Annotated in this window: 18 protein-coding genes and 1 tRNA gene; 1 reads left to right on the top strand and 18 read right to left on the bottom strand. The window is 65.9% G+C overall.

Translation table 11 applies throughout. From position 1 onward, the window contains the following. Positions 1-10: 10 nt before the first annotated feature. On the bottom strand, positions 11-430 hold the full coding sequence (locus tag ACTIMF_RS15430) for a nitroreductase family deazaflavin-dependent oxidoreductase (RefSeq protein WP_237017989.1): 420 nt from the start codon (positions 428-430) through the stop codon (positions 11-13). A 132-nt stretch (positions 431-562) separates the two neighbouring features. Between ACTIMF_RS15430 and msrA the strand changes: the two genes are divergently transcribed. Continuing rightward, positions 563-1,105: a peptide-methionine (S)-S-oxide reductase MsrA gene (gene msrA / locus ACTIMF_RS15425; protein ID WP_442351167.1), complete on the top strand. Its 543-nt coding sequence runs from the start codon at positions 563-565 to the stop codon at positions 1,103-1,105. 79 nt (positions 1,106-1,184) lie between these two features. Here msrA and ACTIMF_RS15420 read toward each other — a convergent pair. The 17 genes from ACTIMF_RS15420 to ACTIMF_RS15340 form a co-directional block, all read right to left on the bottom strand. Next, positions 1,185-1,258, bottom strand: a tRNA-Pro gene (locus ACTIMF_RS15420). 230 nt (positions 1,259-1,488) lie between these two features. Further along, a complete protein-coding gene (gene der / locus ACTIMF_RS15415) occupies positions 1,489-2,940 on the bottom strand; it encodes a ribosome biogenesis GTPase Der (RefSeq protein WP_442351166.1) in 1,452 nt (483 codons plus the stop codon). Beyond that, positions 2,937-3,641 carry a (d)CMP kinase gene (gene cmk, locus ACTIMF_RS15410; RefSeq protein ID WP_442351165.1) on the bottom strand — a complete coding sequence of 235 codons (705 nt, stop codon included), beginning with the start codon at positions 3,639-3,641 and terminating at the stop codon, positions 2,937-2,939. Before cmk ends, der begins: the two co-directional genes overlap by 4 nt. Beyond that, on the bottom strand, positions 3,638-4,684 hold the full coding sequence (locus tag ACTIMF_RS15405) for a pseudouridine synthase (protein ID WP_442351164.1): 1,047 nt from the start codon (positions 4,682-4,684) through the stop codon (positions 3,638-3,640). Before ACTIMF_RS15405 ends, cmk begins: the two co-directional genes overlap by 4 nt. A 41-nt stretch (positions 4,685-4,725) precedes the next feature. Then, positions 4,726-5,430, bottom strand: coding sequence for an SMC-Scp complex subunit ScpB (gene scpB, locus ACTIMF_RS15400; protein ID WP_442351163.1), 705 nt, complete (start codon positions 5,428-5,430; stop codon positions 4,726-4,728). Between the two features lie 17 nt (positions 5,431-5,447). Next, positions 5,448-6,272, bottom strand: a complete 825-nt coding sequence (locus tag ACTIMF_RS15395; RefSeq protein ID WP_442351182.1) for a segregation and condensation protein A — start codon at positions 6,270-6,272, stop codon at positions 5,448-5,450. Positions 6,273-6,313: 41 nt separating this feature from the next. Next, entirely contained in the window at positions 6,314-7,213 is a 900-nt protein-coding gene (locus ACTIMF_RS15390; RefSeq protein WP_442351162.1) for a ParA family protein, read from the bottom strand. A 163-nt stretch (positions 7,214-7,376) separates the two neighbouring features. Next, positions 7,377-8,303, bottom strand: a complete 927-nt coding sequence (gene xerD, locus ACTIMF_RS15385) for a site-specific tyrosine recombinase XerD (protein WP_442351181.1) — start codon at positions 8,301-8,303, stop codon at positions 7,377-7,379. Next, entirely contained in the window at positions 8,300-8,932 is a 633-nt protein-coding gene (locus ACTIMF_RS15380; RefSeq protein ID WP_442351161.1) for an NUDIX domain-containing protein, read from the bottom strand. Before ACTIMF_RS15380 ends, xerD begins: the two co-directional genes overlap by 4 nt. Further along, positions 8,932-10,674 (bottom strand): CTP synthase, encoded by a 1,743-nt coding sequence (locus ACTIMF_RS15375; protein WP_442351160.1) that lies wholly within the window; start codon positions 10,672-10,674, stop codon positions 8,932-8,934. Before ACTIMF_RS15375 ends, ACTIMF_RS15380 begins: the two co-directional genes overlap by 1 nt. Before the next feature lie 123 nt (positions 10,675-10,797). Next, the gene (locus tag ACTIMF_RS15370) at positions 10,798-11,727 is read right to left on the bottom strand and encodes a copper transporter (protein WP_442351159.1); all 930 of its coding nucleotides are present in this window, start codon (positions 11,725-11,727) and stop codon (positions 10,798-10,800) included. After that, positions 11,724-12,908, bottom strand: a complete 1,185-nt coding sequence (gene steA / locus ACTIMF_RS15365) for a putative cytokinetic ring protein SteA (RefSeq protein WP_442351180.1) — start codon at positions 12,906-12,908, stop codon at positions 11,724-11,726. The genes ACTIMF_RS15370 and steA overlap by 4 nt, the downstream gene beginning before the upstream one ends. 110 nt (positions 12,909-13,018) lie before the next feature. Beyond that, positions 13,019-14,764 (bottom strand): DNA repair protein RecN, encoded by a 1,746-nt coding sequence (gene recN, locus ACTIMF_RS15360; RefSeq protein ID WP_442351158.1) that lies wholly within the window; start codon positions 14,762-14,764, stop codon positions 13,019-13,021. A 5-nt stretch (positions 14,765-14,769) separates the two neighbouring features. After that, complete coding sequence (locus tag ACTIMF_RS15355; protein WP_442351157.1) at positions 14,770-15,717, bottom strand: NAD kinase; 948 nt, start codon at positions 15,715-15,717, stop codon at positions 14,770-14,772. A 24-nt stretch (positions 15,718-15,741) separates the two neighbouring features. Further along, complete coding sequence (locus tag ACTIMF_RS15350) at positions 15,742-16,593, bottom strand: TlyA family RNA methyltransferase (protein ID WP_442351156.1); 852 nt, start codon at positions 16,591-16,593, stop codon at positions 15,742-15,744. 39 nt (positions 16,594-16,632) lie between these two features. Beyond that, on the bottom strand, positions 16,633-16,872 hold the full coding sequence (locus ACTIMF_RS15345) for a hypothetical protein (RefSeq protein WP_442351155.1): 240 nt from the start codon (positions 16,870-16,872) through the stop codon (positions 16,633-16,635). A 12-nt stretch (positions 16,873-16,884) separates the two neighbouring features. Next, positions 16,885-18,645, bottom strand: a complete 1,761-nt coding sequence (locus ACTIMF_RS15340) for an HAD-IIA family hydrolase (protein WP_442351154.1) — start codon at positions 18,643-18,645, stop codon at positions 16,885-16,887. Between the last annotated feature and the right edge of the window lie 205 nt (positions 18,646-18,850).

Genomic DNA, 18,850 nt, shown 5'->3' with positions numbered 1-18,850 from the left:
ACCCGCCCGATCACTCGAGGACGAAGGCGGGAATCCGACGATCGGTCTTCTTCTGGTACTCGGCGTACGACGGGTAGGCCGCGACGGCGAGCTTCCACCAGTGCGCGTACTCGTCGCCGTCGATCTCACGTGCGGTCCGCTCGACGACCGTCTCGCCGTCCTGCACGGTGACTTCCGGGTGGGCCTTGACGTTGAAGTACCACGACGGATGCTCCGGGGCACCGCCCTTCGACGCGACCATAAGGTATTTTCCGTCCTCTTCCACGCGCATCAGCGGTGTGTAACGCTTCTTGCCCGACTTGGCTCCGGTCGTCGTGAACAGGACGATCGGACTGCCCTCCACGAAGATCCCTTCGGTGGTGCCGGTCTCGAGGATGGTCTCGGTCTGCGAACGTACCCAGTCGGTCGGGCTCAACTCTGCATTACTCATGCCCGTCTCAACGACTGGTCGGTGCGTCGTATTCCACCTGCGAGCCGTGTCACTTGTAACCATCGGGACCAAATCAGGCCATGGACGCGTTATACCTCGTGAGGCCCCTATCGACACGAGAGGAGTTCCACGATGACGAGTGGAATCGACGGCAAGGTCACCCAGGAACCCGGGACCGAGACTGCGGTCCTTGCAGGCGGATGCTTCTGGGGGATGGAGGATCTCATCCGCCGCGAACGCGGAGTCCTCGCGACGCGCGTCGGATACACCGGCGGCGACAACGACTTCGCCACCTATCGAAACCATCCCGGACACGCCGAGGCCGTGGAGATCGTCTTCGATCCAACGCAGACGACGTACCGCGACATCCTCGCGTTCTTCTTCCAGATCCACGACCCGACGACAGCGAACCGTCAGGGTAACGACACCGGGACCAGCTACCGGTCGGCGATCTTCCCCCTCACCCACGAACAGGAGGAGGTCGCACGCGACACGATCGCCGACGTAGACGAGTCGGGGCTGTGGCCGGGCGAGGTCGTCACGACAATCGAGGATGCGGGCGCGTTCTGGGAGGCCGAACCCGAGCATCAGGACTACCTGATCAACTACCCGAACGGCTACACGTGCCACTTCCCGCGCGCCGACTGGGTCCTGCCGAGACGGTCCGAGAAGTGACTGTCTGACACGCAGCCGACCAACGAAGAAGGAGCGGTTCCCGAGTCTCTCGGAAACCGCTCCTTCTGCTTTTGAACGGTCGGGCTGACAGGATTTGAACCTGCGACCCCTTCACCCCCAGTGAAGTGCGCTACCAAGCTGCGCCACAGCCCGTTCGCTTCGACTGGCGAAGCGAGATTTACCTTATCCGACGATGGTCCGCGGAGACGAATCGGGTGGTCGTAGATGGTTTTCCGCGACCTCTGCTGATCGAGCGGCGCTGCTGATCGAGCGGCGCTGCTGATCGAGCGGAGTCGAGATCCGGTCTCGACTCCGCTCGACCAGCATCACTGTCTCGCTCGACCAGCATCACGGTCTCGCTCGACCAGCAGTTGCCGAACCGACTACTTCTTGCGCAACTCCCGCTTGTCCCGCACGCGGACGTTGACGCGAACCGGCGAGCCGTCGAAGCCGAAGCTCTCGCGCAGCTTGCGCTCCACGAAACGTCGGTAACCCGCCTCCAGGAAGCCCGTCGTGAACAGAACGAACGTCGGCGGCCGAGTAGCGGCCTGCGTCGCGAACTTGATGCGCGGCTGACGACCACCGCGCACCGGCGGCGGAGTGGCGGCGATGATCTCTTTGAGCCACGAGTTCAACGGCCCGGTCGAGACGCGGCGATCCCACGACTCGAGGGCGCCCTCGAGCGCAGGCACCAGTTTCTGGACACTACGACCTGTCTGCGCCGAGATATTGACACGCCGCGCCCACGGCACCCGCGCGAGTTCACGGTCGATCTCCTTGTCGAGTACCTCACGACGGTCCTCGTCCACGAGATCCCACTTGTTGAACACGATCACGAGCGCACGACCGGAGTCCACGATCATCGACAGCACCCGCAGATCCTGCTCGGTGATCGGTTCGCTCGCATCGATCAGCAGTAGCGCGACCTCGGCCGCTTCCAACGCTGCGCGCGTGCGCAGCGACGCGTAGTACTCGTGGCCGCTGGCGGTGCGGACCTTGCGGCGCAGTCCGGCTGTGTCGACGAACTGCCACGGCTTGCCGCCGAGCTCGATCAGCTCGTCGACCGGGTCGACGGTAGTGCCCGCGACATTGTCGACGACCGAACGCTCTTCGCCCGCAAGCTTGTTCAGAAGCGAGCTCTTGCCGACGTTCGGCTTGCCGACCAGTGCCACACGACGCGGCCCACCGGGGAGGAAGCGCTCACGCGGCTTTTCCGGAAGCTTCTCGACGACGAGATCGAGCAGGTCCGCGGTGCCACGTCCGTGCGCCGCCGAGACCGTGTACGGCTCCCCCAGTCCCAACGACCACAGGACTGCGGCATCGGCCTCGGCCCGCTCGCTGTCGACCTTGTTGGCTGCCAGCAGGACCGGAACCGAGGCACGACGCAGGATCCGAGACACAGCTTCGTCGGCAGAGGTCGCACCGACGGTGGCATCGACGACCAGGACGATCAGGTCCGCCGACCGCATCGCGAGTTCGGCCTGAACTGCGATCGATTTGCCCATTCCTTTGGCATCCGGCTCCCAGCCGCCGGTATCGGTGACCATGAATGGGTGTCCGGTCCACTCGGCCTTGTAGGAGACACGGTCACGCGTCACGCCGGGAACATCCTCGACGACGGCCTCGCGGCGCCCGAGGATACGGTTGACGAGGGTCGACTTACCCACGTTGGGCCGTCCGACCACCGCGACGACCGGTAGCGCCGGGGCCTCCCCGATCTCCTCGTCGGTCAGAAAGTCCCCGAGATCGAAGTCGTCTTCGCTACTCCAGGTCCCATCGTCTGCTGTGAGGTCGGCGTCGCCGAACCCGATGTCGTCTGAGAATTCTTCGGTCACGGGTGTCCTCCGATCCGTGTCTCGACCAACTCGGTGAGAGTGTCGAGAACCTGATCCAATGTCATGTCGCTGGTGTCGACGCGGACGGCGTCGTCTGCCGGACGCAGCGGCGACGCCTCTCTCGTCGAGTCCAGATGGTCGCGGAGATTCACGCTGTCGAGCACCTCGTCGAGGATGCTCTCCCTGCCCGCGGCGACGTTCTGTCGGTGACGACGTTCGGCGCGCGCTTGCGGGGTCGCCGTCAGGAAGATCTTGACTGCCGCAGCGGGAAACACGACGGTCCCGATGTCACGGCCCTCCACCACGAGAAGAGTTCGATCGGCGTGCGCCCGCTGCAGTTCTACCAGGCGCTCACGCACGTCAGCGTCTGCCGAGACCGCGGACACCGAACCGGTCACCTCGTCGGTGCGAATCTGCTCGGACACATCGTCGCCGTCCAGGGTGACGACCGTCGCGCCGTCCTCGTCGACAGACAATCGGATGTCCGATCCGGCCACGACCGTGGCGACCTCGGCGGAGTCAGTTGCAACGCCCGCACGAAGCACGGCGAGCGTCGCCGCCCGATACATCGCACCGGTGTCGAGATAGCGGGCGCCGACACGGTCGGCGAGGAGTCGAGCCACACTCGACTTTCCCGTGCCTGCCGGACCGTCGATGGCGACGACCGGCGTCGCAGCCGACCCGGCCGATTCGACACTCACATTCCCACCGCCTTGTAGAGGGCGCCGATCTCCTTGCCGTCGAGTGCGCGCAAGCTTCCGGGGCGCTGCATGCCGAGGTGGACGGCACCGATATCGGTGCGAACCAATCGGATCACCGGGTGTCCAACCGTCTCCATCATGCGACGCACCACATGCTTGCGGCCCTCGTGCAACGTGAGCCGTACCAGCGACTCGCCCTGGTGAAGCTCCAACTGCGCATACGAGTCGACCGATACCGGGCCGTCGTCGAGTTCGACACCCTCGCGAAGCCGACGGCCAAGACCACGGCCCACTTCGCCGCGCACCGTCGCCAGGTATGTCTTGGGAACCTCGAACGACGGATGCATCAGGCGGTGCGCGAGTTCACCGTCGTTGGTGAGCAGAATCAGACCCTCGGTGTCGGCGTCGAGTCGACCGACGTGGAACAGCCGCTGACCGGCCATGACGCGCTCGGCGACGAGGTCTCCGATGCATGGTCGGCCGTAGTCGTCGCTCATCGTCGACTGCCAACCCTTTGGCTTGTTCAGTGCAATGTACTGCTTCGTCTCGTCGACGACCACGCGCGCGCCGTCGACCTTGATGATCGTAGTGTTCGGATCGATGCGCAGGCCCTGCTCGACGACGATCTCGCCGTCGACCTCGACGCGGCCCGCAGCGATCAGTTCCTCGGCTCCGCGCCGCGACGCGACGCCCGCCGCGGCCAGCACTTTCTGCAGGCGCACGCCGTCCGAAACATACGTCGCACCATCGCCCTCGACGACTGGCACCTGGTGGCGGGCCGGGCGCGAATTGTTGAGCCGGGCCTGGCCCTTCTCGACGCTCGGACGCGATCCCTTGCGGTGCGGCTTGCGAGTCCCCTGGCTTTGAGCCGGGGCTCCTCGCTTCGTTCCTGCGCGGGCAGGCTTACCCGAACCCTTGGGTTTACCAGGGCTCCCGGGTTTACCAGGGCTCTTGGGCTTGCCTGCGCCCTTACCTGTGGGCTTGCGCCCGCCTCGTCCGTTGTCGTCTCGTCCCGGTCTGCCGTCTCGGCTAGCGGATGCCATGCGAAATCCTTGAGTTGTGGTGTTGTGCGATCATGCGCCGGTTATTGTTCGTCGGCCTGCGCGAGAGCCTCCGCAGACGCGTCAACACTCGATTGTGCCGCCTGAGCACCCAGTTTGGCGAATCGTGGATCGTCGAGGAGTTCGTCGCCGAGGTCGTCGATGACGTCAACGTCGGGTAGTAGCGGCGCGATGTCGGGGAGTTCGGACAGCGACGCGAGCCCGAGGCGTTCGAGGAACAGCTCGCTGGTCGCGTACAGAGTGCCGTTGGTCTGCGGGTCGTTCCCGACCTCGGTGAGGAGGCCGCGAGCGACGAGGGTCCGGACCACGCCGTCGACGTTGACGCCGCGGATCGCGCTCACGCGGGCTCGGGTCACCGGCTGTCGATAGGCGACCACGGCGAGCGTCTCCAGCGCGGCGCGGGTCAGTTTGCTCCGGGTGCCGTCGAGGAGGAGTCGTTCCACGTAGGGGGCGTAATCCGTGCGCGTGTAGAAGCGCCAACCGTCGCCTGCGTACCGCAGATCGATGCCGCTGCGTGCCGCAGTCAGTTCGGCGCTCATCGCCCTGATCGTCGTGTCGACCCGGTCGGGTTCGTCGTCGACCGCGCTGGCGAGTTCGTCCACCGTCACCGGGGTGTCGACCACCAACAGCACGGCTTCCAACGCCGCGCGCAGGGTGGCGTCGTCGAGGACTTCCACTGTGTCGTCGGGGTCCATTGCGTCCGTCAGTCCGGGCTCGGGCTCGGTCATCTCGTTCTCCCCCGCTGTCATCGGTAATCCTCGGTGTTGTCGATGTCGATGTCGTCGGTGTCACGATCGCCGGTCCAACCGACTTTCAACTCACCGAGCGCTTCGGGTTGGTCGAAGAGCACCGCCTGCTCCCGATACAACTCGAGCAGACCGAGAAACCGGGCCACGACTTCCAGACCGGTCGAGCACTCGGCGACGAGTTCGGAGAACGTCAGCATCTCGCCGTCGGCCGCGACCAGCAGCTCCGATAATCGGCGAGCCTGCTCGGGGACCGACACCGGCGAGCCGTGCAAGTGGTCGAGGCCGACGGTCGGCACCGGCTTCGGCGCGACAGCGGCAGCTGCGATCTCGGCGAACCCCGCGGCGTCGACGCCGATCTGTACTTCTGGGAGGAGGTCGGTGAAACGGTCGTCCAGCGACACCGCACGCGGATAGCGTTGCAGGGCTGCGGCTTCGAGTTCGGCGAACAGCAGGGCGACCTGCTTGTAGGCACGGTACTGCAGCAGTCGAGCGAACAAGAGGTCGCGGGCTTCGAGCAGCGCGAGGTCTTCTGGGTCCTCGACCTCGCCGGATGGCAGGAGTCGGGCCGCTTTGAGATCCAGCAGGGTCGCGGCGATGACGAGGAACTCGGTGGTCTGTTCGAGGTCGGCGTCTGGCCCGAGGTTCTTGGTATAGGCGATGAAATCGTCGGTCACCACATGCAGCGCGACCTCGGTCACGTCCATGCGTCGTTGACTGATCAGGTTCAACAGGAGGTCGAAGGGTCCGGTGAAGTTGGCCAGCTTCACTTGGAATCTGCCGCCGGCGACGGTCTCCTCCACCGTGTCCCCGGCGAACTCCATGTCGGCCGGGGCGACGTCGGGTGAGACGGCGGCGGGTTCGGTCATTCGCGAGGTTCGTTGTGCGCGATCACCTCTCGCGCAAGATCTCGGTAGGCGGTCGCGCCGCTCGACTTCGGCGCCCACGAAGTGATCGGTTCACCGGCGACCGACGTCTCCGGGAATCGGACGGTCCGGTTGATGACCGTGTCGAACACGGCGTCGCCGAACACTTCGACCACCCGCGCCATCACGTCGCGCGAGTGCAGCGTGCGCTGGTCGAACATGGTCACCAGGATGCCGCCCAGTTCCAGGCGCGGGTTGAGCCGATCGTGCACCTTGTCGATGGTGTCGGTGAGCAGCGCGAGCCCGCGAAGGCTGAAGTATTCGCACTCCATCGGGATGAGGACGTTGTCCGCACAGGCCAGTGCGTTCACCGTGAGCAGGCCGAGGGAGGGCTGGCAGTCCACGAGGATGTAGTCATAGCGGTCGCCGACCGGGTGCAACGCGCGGGCGAGCGCCTGTTCCCGTCCGACCTCGCTGACCAGTTGGATCTCGGCGGCCGACAGATCGATGTTCGACGGCAGGATGTCGAGTCCGTCGACGCGGGTGCGCATCAGGACATCGTCCGTGGACGCATACGGCGCCACGAGCAGATTGTGGACCGTGCGGTCCAGATCGTGGTGCGGGACGCCGAGCCCGGCCGACAGCGCACCCTGCGGATCGAGGTCGACGAGGAGGACCCGTCGACCGGCTTCAGCGAGCGCGGCGCCGAGATTGATGGTCGACGTAGTTTTCCCGACGCCGCCCTTCTGATTGCACATGGCGATGATCACGGCGGGCCCGTGCTTCGCGCGCGGCAACGGTTCGGGGACGTCTCGGTACGGACGACCGGTGGGGCCGAGCTTCTCGGCGGGCACGTCCAACTTGCCCTGCTGCCCCGTGGCACCGGCTTTGTGCTCCACCTGTCCGAAGCTCCTTCCAGCGTGCGTTGATGTTCGGCACGCATTCGCCGATCACCGTCTCGAACGATCCTACGTGCCCTGGGCGTGCGATTGTGCGCAGACCCGGGGCCTGAGCAGAAGCTGTTGCCCTGGGCCGCAAGCGAGACCGTGCGGCTCGAACCGGCTACCTCGCCCGCGGGTGTGCGGTGGCGTAGACCTCTCGCATCGTGTTGACGGTAACCATCGTGTACACCTGCGTCGTGGTCACCGAGGAGTGCCCGAGCAGTTCCTGCACCACGCGGACGTCGGCCCCGCCGTCAAGGAGGTGGGTCGCGAAACTGTGGCGCAGGGTGTGCGGCGAGACGTCCTTGTCGATTCCCGCGCGCTCGGCAGCGTCGACGAGGACCTGCCATGCGCTCTGCCGAGACAGCCGTCCGCCACGGATGTTGAGAAACAACGCAGCGCTGCCCTTCTTGATCAACGCCGGACGACCGCGCACCAGGTAGGCGTCGAGCGCGCTCAACGCCGGACGTCCGACCGGGACGATCCGCTCCTTGCCGCCTTTGCCGCGCAGCACGACGGCGCGGTGCTCCACGTCGATGTCGTCGACGTCCAGTGCGGTGACCTCAGAGATACGTGCACCGCAGGAGTACAGCAGTTCGAGCAGGGCCCGGTCACGAAGTGCACGCGGGCCCTCGGGCACGCTCGACGCCTCAAGGATCGCGAGCACGTCGTCCACCGGCAACGACTTCGGAAGGCGTTGAGCCGGCTTCGGCGGACGAACGGCGTGGGCGACGTCGTCATCGACGACTCCTTCGGCAGCCGCGAACTTATGGAAGCCGCGCGCTGCGATGAGCGTGCGTGCGACCGAACTGTCGGCGAGGGCGGGCACGTCGTTGTCGGGGTCGCCTCGGCGCAGCGCGACGAGGAACTCGCGGACGTCGCGTTCGTCGACGTCGCGCAGATCGGTGACTCCCCGGCCGGCAAGAAAACCCCGATATCGCAGCAGGTCCCGCCGATACGACGCGATAGTGTTCGGCGCCGACCCGCGTTCCACCGTCAGATGGTCGATATACGCGTCGACGAGTTGCTCGACACTCGAGACCGTCACCTTCGAGGGCGCGCGGCGAATGCCGTCGGCTCGTCGGTCCACGACTCGTCGGTCCCCCGCAACGACGCAGCAGTCGAGTCTGCCGCTGCCGCCGCCAACACGCTTGCGACAGCCGTCGCGTTGACGATCTCGCCGGACAGCGAGAGGGAGACGGCCTCCGCAAGCGAAAGCCACTCGACCACCAGATCGGCTTCCTCGTGTTCACGGTCGGCCGTCGGCAGATCGTGCAGCCCCTGGGCGAGGTACACCCGGACAGACTCGTCGGTGAACCCCGGCGAGGAGACGAGGTCCACGAGCACCGACCACCGATCGGCAGCCAGATCTGCCTCCTCCGCGAGTTCGCGCTTGGCCGCATCCAGCGGCTGCTCTGCGGGTCCTCCGTCGAGCAGCCCGGCAGGAAGTTCCAGGAGTCGGCGGCCCACCGGATGACGGTACTGCCGGACCATCGCGATCCGTCCGTCGTCATCCCTGGCGACCACCGCCACAGCGCCGTGATGCTCCACGACTTCACGCTGAGCCGACCTACCGCCCGGCATCACGACTTCGTCGAGGCGCAAGGCCAGAATCGCGCCCGAGTACACGGTCTCTGACGCAGAGACTTCGAACTCGTGCGATCCCGGCGTCGACATCACTCGCCGCTCTCCTGCTCCGCGGCTTCCGACTCGGAGGAGTCGCCTGCGTCGTATCCGTCGAGTTCGACGGGTAACCGGGTAGCGCGCTTATACCGAAGTGCGGCGTCAATGAGCGCCTTGAAGAGCGGGTGCGGACGCGTCGGCCGGCTCTTGAGCTCCGGGTGCGCCTGAGTTGCGACCAGGAATGGATGCACGCTCTTCGGGTATTCGACGAATTCGACGAGCCGTCCGTCCGGCGAGGTGCCCGAGAACACCAGGCCCGACTTCGCGACGGTGTCGCGGTAGGCGTTGTTGACTTCGAAGCGATGGCGGTGACGCTCGCTGACCTCGGTGGCCCCGTAGGCCTTCGCGACCTGGGAACCCGCGGCCAGGGCCGCCGGATAGGCGCCGAGACGCATGGTTCCGCCCAAGTCGGCCTCGCCTGCGACGGCGGCCTCCTGGTCGGCCATCGTCGCGATGACCGGTGACGGCGTCTCCGGATCGAACTCCGTCGAACTGGCGTCCTCAAGACCTGCGGACCTCGCCGCTTCGATGACGACGCACTGCAGACCGAGGCACAGTCCGAGCAGCGGGATCCCGTTCTCACGGGCGTAGCGGATCGCACCGAGTTTGCCCTCGATACCGCGGATGCCGAACCCGCCGGGAACGAGTACCGCGTCGACGTCGCGCAGCGCCGCGTTCGCGCCCTCGACCGTCTCGCAGTCGTCCGATGGCACCCACTTGATCTCCGTACGCGCGTGATTGGCGAAGCCACCCGCACGGATTGCCTCGGTCACCGACAGATACGCATCGGGGAGATCGATGTACTTGCCGACGAGCGCGACGTTCACCGTTTCGCGCGGATTGTGGACTCTCTCCAGAAGGTCGCCCCACACGGTCCAGTCGACGTCGCGGAACGGCAGTCCGAGTTGGCGGACCACATAGGCGTCGAGTTGTTCGGCGTGCAGAACCTTCGGGATGTCGTAGATCGACGGTGCGTCGGGAGTTGAGATGCAGCCGTCGATGTCGACATCGCACATCAACGCGATCTTCCGCTTCAGTCCGTCCGATACGGGGCGATCGCAACGCAGGATCAGCGCGTCCGGCTGAATGCCGATACTGCGGAGCGCCACGACTGAGTGCTGAGTCGGCTTGGTCTTGAGCTCACCCGACGGCGCGAGATACGGAACCAACGACACGTGCAGGAAGAAGACGTTGCCCCGGCCGAGGTCGTGACGGATCTGACGCGCCGCCTCGAGGAACGGCTGTGACTCGATGTCGCCGACGGTGCCGCCGATCTCGGTGATGACGACGTCCGGGGTCTCGCCGTCGGCGTCGGCATCGTGCATCGCGAGCATCCGCGACTTGAGTTCGTCGGTGATGTGCGGGATCACCTGGACGGTGTCGCCCAGATACTCGCCGCGCCGTTCCTTGGCTATCACCGTCGAGTACACCTGACCGGTCGTGACGTTCGCCGAACCCGCGAGGTTGCGATCCAGGAAACGCTCGTAGTGGCCGATGTCCAGGTCGGTCTCGGCGCCGTCCTCGGTGACGAACACCTCACCGTGTTGGAACGGATTCATGGTCCCCGGATCGACATTCAGATAGGGATCGACCTTCTGCATGATCACCCGGATGCCGCGTGAGGTGAGCAACTGACCCAGGCTCGATGCGGTCAGCCCCTTGCCTAAGGACGACGCGACTCCGCCGGTGACGAAGATGTGCTTGGGGGCGACGCGCTCGGAACGCAGTGATCGCAAATGATTCTCCCGTCGGGGTGTATCAGGATTGCCGAATACCTGATGACCTACGGGACTTCAGCCTAACAGCATTGGCGCCGAAATCCTGCCGACACCCTCTCGCTACGGCAAGAGAGCGTCGAGTCACTCGGCAGGTTTAGCGCCAACCGTGATCGCTGTCGCACCCGGGCCGGTGCCGTAGGCACCCGACCTTCCGTGCAGTTCCTCACCGAGCGCCATCATGGTCGTCAGCCGCCCCGTCTCCAGGTCGACGTCATCGACGGTGGTCACCGAATTACCCAACGACGGATCAGACCGGATGACGCCGATCGGCGACCCGCCCTCAGCCGAGCCACTGCGTCCGACGAGGGCACCGCCCTGGGCACGCATCGCCATGGTCGCCGCCAGACGCGCGACGAGTTGTCCCTGCGCTCCGGAGTCCTGCGACATCTCGCCGCCGGTCACCACGAGCACAAGGTCGGCCGGCTTGATCGTTCGGTCCGGGTAGTCGATGAACTCGCCGCCGCGCAACGCCTGGAGTGCGGTGTCGCGATCGGACGCCGACGCCGGCTTGGAACCTTCACGGTTCAACAGAGCGACACCGAGCAGGTCGCCGAGCCGCGAACCCGAATCGGTGTACTCGATGCGCAGCTGGGCACCCGCCGGGATCGACTGGTCGATCACGGTTCGCAACTTCGAGGCGCTCTGATCGCCGAGCAGCTCATGAGTGAGACCGATCTGGCCTGCGAACGTTCCGTCGGCGTCGTTGACCATCGTCTTGAGCGCGTCCACGTCGGCTTCCGCCGCGTCTGGCGTGGTGACGACAAGGACGGACTGATCTTTCAATAGGTTCGCGGTGATCCGTCCCGCGATCGCCGACGTGAAGCTGTCGTTGGAGTTGACCTGGGCTGCGAGGTCGTCACGTTCGTTCTCGAGGTTCCCGATCTTGTCGCGATCGGTCCCGGTGAGCGCGTTCACGCGGTCACCGATGAACCCGGACCCGAGGAACAGACCCAATGCGAGCGCGAGGAAGACCGCGATCAGCGAGATCGCGTGTTGACGCATAGTGATCATTCGCGGTTCCACACCCCACTGATCCAGTCGACGAGCGCGTTCCACTGGTCGGTGATCCAACCGGTCACGTCACTGCCGCCCTGCGTGATGACGATCGCCGCGATGATCGCGATCAGCGCCGCCAGCATCAGCATCGCGATCGCGGCCCCGCTCACCCGGCTCCGATACAGCGTGGAGACGGCTTTGGCGTCCACCAACTTCGGTCCGACCTTGAGCCGAGTCAGGAATGTCGACGGGATCTCGTCGCGGAGTTCACGATCGAAGAAGTCGTTGAGGGTGCCGCCGAGCCCCGCTGTCACGATCAGGTCTGCTCCGTGAAAGTCGGTGAGCAACAACGCCAGATCGGCGGCGGACCCGGCGGCCGGAAATGTCGTGGCGCCGACGCCGAGGTCCTGGATGCGTTCCAGACCCGGAGCGTGACCGTCCGGGTCTGCGGGCAGTACCAGTTCGGCACCCGACTTGAGAGTCTCCGTCGCGATACTCTCCGGGTCGCCGACGATCAGCGCCGGGCGATACCCCGCCTTCATCAACGTGTCCGCACCGCTACCGACGCCGACCATGATGGGTCGGTACTCCTTGATGAACGGTTTGAGTGCCTTCAGGTCAGCCGCGCGTCCGACTCCCTCCGCGACGACGACGACGTGGCGGCCCGCCAGTCCGACCTGCACGTCGGGGATGCCGACACCGTCGATGAGGAGCGGCGATTCGCTGCGGATGAATTCAATGGAGTTGCCTGAGAATGCTTCGAGGTGGTCGACGAGGCCGGTCTTGGCGTCGAGCATCCGATCGGCGACGATGCGCTCGTCGAGTTCCTCGCCGCGAGCGACGACTCGGTCACCGACGTAGAGTCGACCGTCGTGCAGGCGAACCTTCTGGCCGTCTTTGAGTCGCGAGAACACTTCGGGCCCGACGGCGTCGAGAATCGGGATGCTCGACGCGGCGAGCACTTCGGGCCCCAGGTTCGGATACCTGCCGGTGATCGACTGCGCGGCGTTGATCACGGCGCCGACTTCAGCGTCGATGAGCGCGTCTGCGGTGACCCGATCCAGGTCGACCTCGTCGAGAACGGCGATCTCGCCCTCGCCGACGCGTTGGAGGAGGCGTTTGGAGTTCTTGTCGATACGGACGACCCCGATCAGGCCGGGCAGCTCTTCGGTGTTGCGTGTCAGCAAAGCAGGCATCCTCATGACAGCCATAGTGGGCCGCCGCACGCCGAATGCCACGGAGGCGCGCCGTAACATTGGCAACTTTCGTCACACGAACAACACTGTTGCTATTCGTCTCGGTCGGCCTACTCTGCGTCTCGGGCGGCCTCTGCGGTCTCCAGCAACTCTTCGGCGTGCGCTCTGCCGGTCTCCGAGTCGCCCAGACCAGCAAGCATCCGTGCGAGTTCGGACACGCGCTCGTCGCGGGCGAGCGTAGTGAGCGTCGACCGCTGACGCCCTTTGGCCCCGCCGCCGTCCTTGCCAATCACGAGGTGGTTGTCCGCGAAGGCCGCCACTTGCGGCAAGTGAGTCACCACGATCACCTGGTGCCGTCTGGCCAGGCGCGCCAGACGCGCGCCGATCTGAACGGCCGCCGCACCACCGACACCGGCGTCGACTTCGTCGAACACCATGACTGAACCCGAATCAGGTTCGGCGAGAACTACTTCCAACGCCAACATCACACGCGAAAGCTCGCCGCCCGATGCCGACTTGGCGATCGGCAACGGCGCAGCACCCTTGTGCGCCACCAGCCCGAACTCGACCTGATCGGCTCCGTGTCCGCCTGCCGTAGTCGTCGTACCCCCGATGTCGATCGTCAGACGCGGATCGTCCTCCTTCTTCAACGACACGGTCACGGCGAGTGCGCTGTCGCCCATGGCGAGTCCGGCGAGTTCTGCGGACACCTTGGTGGCCAACGACTTCGCCGCTTTCGCTCGTTGGGTGTGCAGGGTGGACGCGAGGTCGGCCACTTCCTCACGGACACTGTTCGCTTGCGCGTCAAGCTCGTCGATCCGTGCTTGTGGATCGGCGATCTCTTCGAGGCGACGTTCGGCATCGTCACGCCATTGCAAGACGCCGTCGACGTCGGCGGCGTATTTTCGGGTCAACGATTTGAGCTCGGCCTGCCGATTGAGCAATGAGTCGAGGTCCGCGGCGTCGTCGGGCAGCCCGCCGAGGAATCCCGTCAGCTCGTCGCCGATGTCACCGACGACTGCCAGTGCTTCTTCGATCCGCGGCCGCAGATCTTGAAGCGCTTGATCGGATGCTGTCTCCACAAGCGACCGGACGGTCCCGAGTGCGTCGACGACGGAGCGTCCGTCCGAGCCCGAGACGATGTCCTGCGCCTGAGAAGCCGTGGTTCGGATGTCTTCCAGGTCAGTCAGCCTACGGACGGTCTCAATGATGTCGACGTCCTCGCCGGACAGCGGTTTCACCGCATCGATCTCATCCAACCCGAACTGCAGACGGTCGGCTTCTTGTGCCAGTTCGCGCGAGTCCGCGCGCAGCCGGTCGAGTTCGTCGAGGACTCTCACCAACCGTTCACGCGCCCGCTGGTACTTCGCGAGGGTCTTCGCCGTGGTCGCACCTGCGAATCGGTCCAGCGCTGCCAGCTGCTGGTCACCTCGGATCAACCGGAGCTGATCGTTCTGGCCGTGAATCGCCAGGAGTTCGCCGGTGAGCGCTCCCAGCGTTCCGACGGGGACGCTCCGCCCGCCCAGATGCGCGCGGGACCTGCCGTCCGAGTTGACGGTTCGAACCGCGATCACCGTGTCGTCGTCGTCGACTTGGGCCCCGGTCTGCTCCAGAACCTCGGTGATCGTGTCGCCGCGTTCGGTAGGCAGTCGGAACCTCCCCTCGACGAATGCTTTCGTGTCTCCGCTGCGGACCCGATCGGCATCGGCCCGCCCGCCCGACAGTAGGCGAAGACTCGTCACGATCATCGTCTTACCGGCACCGGTCTCGCCCGTCAGCGCGGTGAAACCCGGGTGGAATTCGGCGGACGCCGACTCCACGACGCCCAGACTCGTGATCGAGAGTTCTTCGAGCACGTGTGTCAGCTCCTCCCCCGCCAACCCGTGACAGGCAGCGAGAACTTGGTCACGAGGCGGTCGGCGAATGGCTCTGAGTTGATCCGGACCCATCTCAGAGAGTCCGGCGCGCGGGACACTTCGATGCGCGAGCCCGCCGGGACCTCGATCATGCGTCGACCGTCATTGACGGCGACCCCGTCGCGCCCGTCACGGTGGATCTCGACAGCCACCGTGGACCGCGGGCTGGTCACCATGGGTCGCGCGAACAGCGCGTGTGCATTACTCGGGACGACGAGGATCGCTTCGAGGTCGGGCCACATCACCGGTCCGCCGGCGGAGAACGCGTATGCCGTCGATCCGGTAGGGGTCGCGATGAGCAGCCCGTCTGCGCCGAACGCCGAGACGGGGCGGCCGTCGACCTCGGTGACGAGTTCGAGGACGCCGTTGTGCGACCGGTTCTGGATCACGACCTCGTTGAGCGCCCATGTCCGGGCGCGAGGTCGGGTGTCGCCGGGGTCGGTGACCGTCACATCGAGCACCATCCGGTCCTCAATGCGGTAGCGCCCCGAGATCAACATGTCGAGGACGTCGTCCACGCGGTGCGATTCGGCTTCTGCGAGGAAGCCGATGTGTCCCAGGTTGATGCCCATCAGCGGGACCGAGGCCGGGTACGCCAACTCGGCGGCGCGTAGGAATGTGCCGTCGCCGCCGAGGACGATCACCAACTCGCATCCCTTGGCCGACGCCGAGTCGGCGCGGGTCACTTCAACGTTCACGCCGGTCGCGCGCAGGTGTTCTGGGTTCACCGGATGCGTTGGCTCGTCGACGGGTTCGGCCGAGGGGCGAGTGTCATGGTCGACGATCCGCAGTGCGATGTCCGCGGCCGCGCAGCGTTGCGCTATGACGGTAAGCGTCTGGGTCACCGAGTCGCGCCCCGTGTGGGCCACCACCAGGAAGGTCCGCTCAGTCATGGAGTCTCCCTTCCTTCCTCGTGCTCATGCCGGCCCGTCGGCGACGGCCTGTGCAATCATCGCGCGGACGTCGTCGCCGACCGGGGACGGCTCCACGGTATCGGCCGCGGCCCGTTCCGGCATCGCACGGGTCTTGCGGAGCCACAGGAAATACTCGACGTTTCCAGAGGGCCCCGGCAACGGACTCGCCACAACCGCCTTGGTCTCGAGACCCAGTGACTGCGCTGCGGCGGCGACGTCGACGACGACATCCGCCCGCAGTTCCGGATCGCGCACCACGCCGCCAGTCCCGACCCGCGCCTTACCGACCTCGAACTGCGGCTTCACCATCGGGAGCGCATCACCGCCGAGCCGAAGGCAGGAGGCGAGGGCGGGCAGCACGAGTCGTAGCGAGATGAATGAGAGGTCTCCGACGATCACGTCGACTTCCCCGCCGATCGTCTCCGCATCGATGTGCCGGACGTTAGTTCGATCGTGGACGTGTACCCGGTCATCGGTCTGCAGCTTCCACACGAGTTGTCCGTATCCGACGTCGACGGCCTCGACCTCGCGTGCGCCACGGCGCAGAAGCACGTCGGTGAATCCTCCCGTCGAGGCCCCGGCATCCAGGCAGCGGCGTCCGGCGACGCTCACACCGAGCGGCTCGAACTCCTCCAGGGCTCCCAACAGCTTGTGAGCACCGCGGGACGCCCAACCGTCGGTCACGGGTTCGGTCACCAGAACTGGCGTGTCCTTGCCGACGTTGGTCGCAGCTTTGGACGCCACGGTGCCGTTCACTCTCACTTTGCCTGCGGCGACCATCTCGCGTGCGTGCTCTCGCGACCGTGCGAGGCCGCGGCGCACGAGTTCGGCATCGAGTCTGGCGCGCGCCGCCATCAGTGACGGCCCGCATTCGCAATCGCGCCGATCTCGACGTCAGCCACGACCGACGTCTTCCAGAGCCTGCGCCAATGCGTCGTGCGCACGCGTGAGCAATTCCGCTTGTCGCGACACGGAGCCGAGATCGAACTCGTCGCCGACGACGGCACGGATCTGGTCCACCTCATCGAGGAGCTCGCGCACCTCAGCGGTGACAGGATGATCCGCGGGATCGCCAGGCTCGGCGTTCACTCGCGCGGCGTGGGCCGCCAACTCGGCAGGATTGGGTGCATTCATGACCTGTCCAGGCTAACGCAGGGCACGGACACCTGCCGTCGTCAGAGCCGCCGCGGCCACGTCGTCCTCCGCGGCGATCTTCAACTCGCGGTCACCGACGTCTGCGGTCCAGACTGCGTGGGCGAGTGACGCGATCAACGTCGTCGCGTCTTCAGCTCCGGTGCTCGCGACCGTGACGTGTTCGTCGATCACGTGAACCCGCCAGCCGTCGTGAGGGCCGATACGAGAGGCATCGCCGTCCGCGTCTAGCGCGGTGAGATCCATGCAGACGTACGTCGGGCGACTATCCGCGTCCGCCGCGAAGAGGTCTCGCGCCGTTGACACACCGGTCAGCACGAGGAGACTGTCGAGTCCGACGGCCTGAGCGCCGGCGATATCGGTGTCCAGTCGGTCGCCGACGACGAGTGGTCGACTCCCCGTTGTCCGCGAAAGCGCATCGCGCATGATCGGGGCCGCGGGCTTACCCGCTACCAGCGGCTCTGCTCCGGTAGCGGATCGGACCGCCGCCACCATCGAGCCGTTCCCGACGAGAAGACCCCGCTCGCTTGGCAGCGTCGTGTCGACGTTGCACGCGACCCAGGTCGCGCCGGCCCGAACAGCGAGTGCCGCCTCGGACAGTTGCGCCCACCCAGTATCAGGCGAATGACCCTGGATGACGGCGGCCGGGTCGTCATCCGCCGAGTCGACCACGGCGAACCCGGCCGACGCCGTCTCATCGCGCAGCGCGTCAGCGCCGACCACCAGGACCCGACTGCCTGCGGGAACCCGTTCGGAGAGGAGACCCGCGCCCGCCTGCGCACTCGTCACGACTTGGTCAGCAGACGCAGTGAAGCCGAGCGCGGTCAGGTGTTCGGCGACGGCCTCCGGTGAGCGACTGGCGTTATTCGTCACGAACAGCACCGAGCTGGTCGCATTGTTCACCGAGTCGACGGAAAACGGCAGTGCGGACGCCCCCGCATAGAGGGTGCCGTCGAGGTCGTACAACATTGCGTCATACGCTGCAGCGAGTGAGCTACTGCGATCGGTGTGCACCTCGTGCAGATCGGCCGAACGAGCAGCAGCTCCGTTGACGTCGGAGCCCAGATCCATGAGACGGAACTCAGCGTCGGTGAGGTCGTCGACGTCTGCCGCTGCCGCGTTCTGGAACCAGGTGAGCGCGTCCGACCGGCGACCCGCCGATTCGAGCGCCGACGCATACGCATAGAACAGGCGTGCCGCGTCATCGCCGGTTCGACCGGGACGCAGATCACCCGACTCAAGGGCCTGTACCGCACGCTCCGGACGCCCGAGGTCGAGCTGCGCGCCTGATCCGACTATCAACATCTCGAGCGCGTCGTCTCCGGTCAGCGCCCGCGCTTCGGGGCTCTCCGATATCTCGACGGCACGCTCAGGCCTGCCGAGTCCGCGTTCGCAGTCGGCGATCAGCGGCAGCAACGCGTCACCGCCAGCCATCCGTCGTGCGGCGCGTAGCTCGGTGATCGCCTCTTGCCACTCGCCCGCGTTGTACGCGGCGATTCCGGCCGTCTCGCGCACCACCCCGACTCGAGCGGCCCGTGCTCGAGCGGCGCGGGCGTGTGCGAGAGCGCCTTCCGGGTCTTCACTCAGCAGCTCGGAAACGACGATCAGGTGGCGCGCGACGCGGTCCGCAGTTGCCCGGTCCAACCCGTGCAGGTCCCGTCGGATCTCAGGATCGAGATCCGATGCCCGCACATCGTCAGGTAGTACCGGATCTGATCCGTTCACCGGATCACCTCCGTCGTATCGCTTGCTCATGAGTTCCAATCTAGCGGCTTTACCCGAGCATTCGGGCACCCGCCCGAGGACAAACTCGCTGTTGAGGCACCCTCGGCATGGGTAAAGGCGGTGTTTAGATGGCAGTAGAGCCCCCAACACACGAATGTGTTGGGGGCTCTACGATGTTTCGTTCGGCGGTGTCCTACTCTCCCACACTGGTTAGGGTGCAGTACCATCGGCGCTG

The organism is Gordonia sp. (in: high G+C Gram-positive bacteria) (assembly GCF_052106715.1).
GTDB lineage: Bacteria > Actinomycetota > Actinomycetes > Mycobacteriales > Mycobacteriaceae > Gordonia.
This window is presented reverse-complemented; position numbering and strand designations above follow the sequence as displayed.

Coding starts and splice junctions, on each gene's coding strand:
- ACTIMF_RS15345 (WP_442351155.1), bottom strand. CDS start 16,872: ATGAATGCACCCAATCCTGCCGAGTTGGCGGCCCACGCCGCGCGAGTG.
- ACTIMF_RS15340 (WP_442351154.1), bottom strand. CDS start 18,645: ATGAGCAAGCGATACGACGGAGGTGATCCGGTGAACGGATCAGATCCG.
- ACTIMF_RS15350 (WP_442351156.1), bottom strand. CDS start 16,593: ATGGCGGCGCGCGCCAGACTCGATGCCGAACTCGTGCGCCGCGGCCTC.
- ACTIMF_RS15380 (WP_442351161.1), bottom strand. CDS start 8,932: ATGTCGACGCCGGGATCGCACGAGTTCGAAGTCTCTGCGTCAGAGACC.
- ACTIMF_RS15370 (WP_442351159.1), bottom strand. CDS start 11,727: ATGATCACTATGCGTCAACACGCGATCTCGCTGATCGCGGTCTTCCTC.
- ACTIMF_RS15355 (WP_442351157.1), bottom strand. CDS start 15,717: ATGACTGAGCGGACCTTCCTGGTGGTGGCCCACACGGGGCGCGACTCG.
- ACTIMF_RS15430 (WP_237017989.1), bottom strand. CDS start 430: ATGAGTAATGCAGAGTTGAGCCCGACCGACTGGGTACGTTCGCAGACC.
- scpB (WP_442351163.1), bottom strand. CDS start 5,430: ATGACCGAGCCCGAGCCCGGACTGACGGACGCAATGGACCCCGACGAC.
- ACTIMF_RS15395 (WP_442351182.1), bottom strand. CDS start 6,272: ATGGAGTTCGCCGGGGACACGGTGGAGGAGACCGTCGCCGGCGGCAGA.
- ACTIMF_RS15405 (WP_442351164.1), bottom strand. CDS start 4,684: ATGGCATCCGCTAGCCGAGACGGCAGACCGGGACGAGACGACAACGGA.
- msrA (WP_442351167.1), top strand. CDS start 563: ATGACGAGTGGAATCGACGGCAAGGTCACCCAGGAACCCGGGACCGAG.
- steA (WP_442351180.1), bottom strand. CDS start 12,908: ATGCCTGCTTTGCTGACACGCAACACCGAAGAGCTGCCCGGCCTGATC.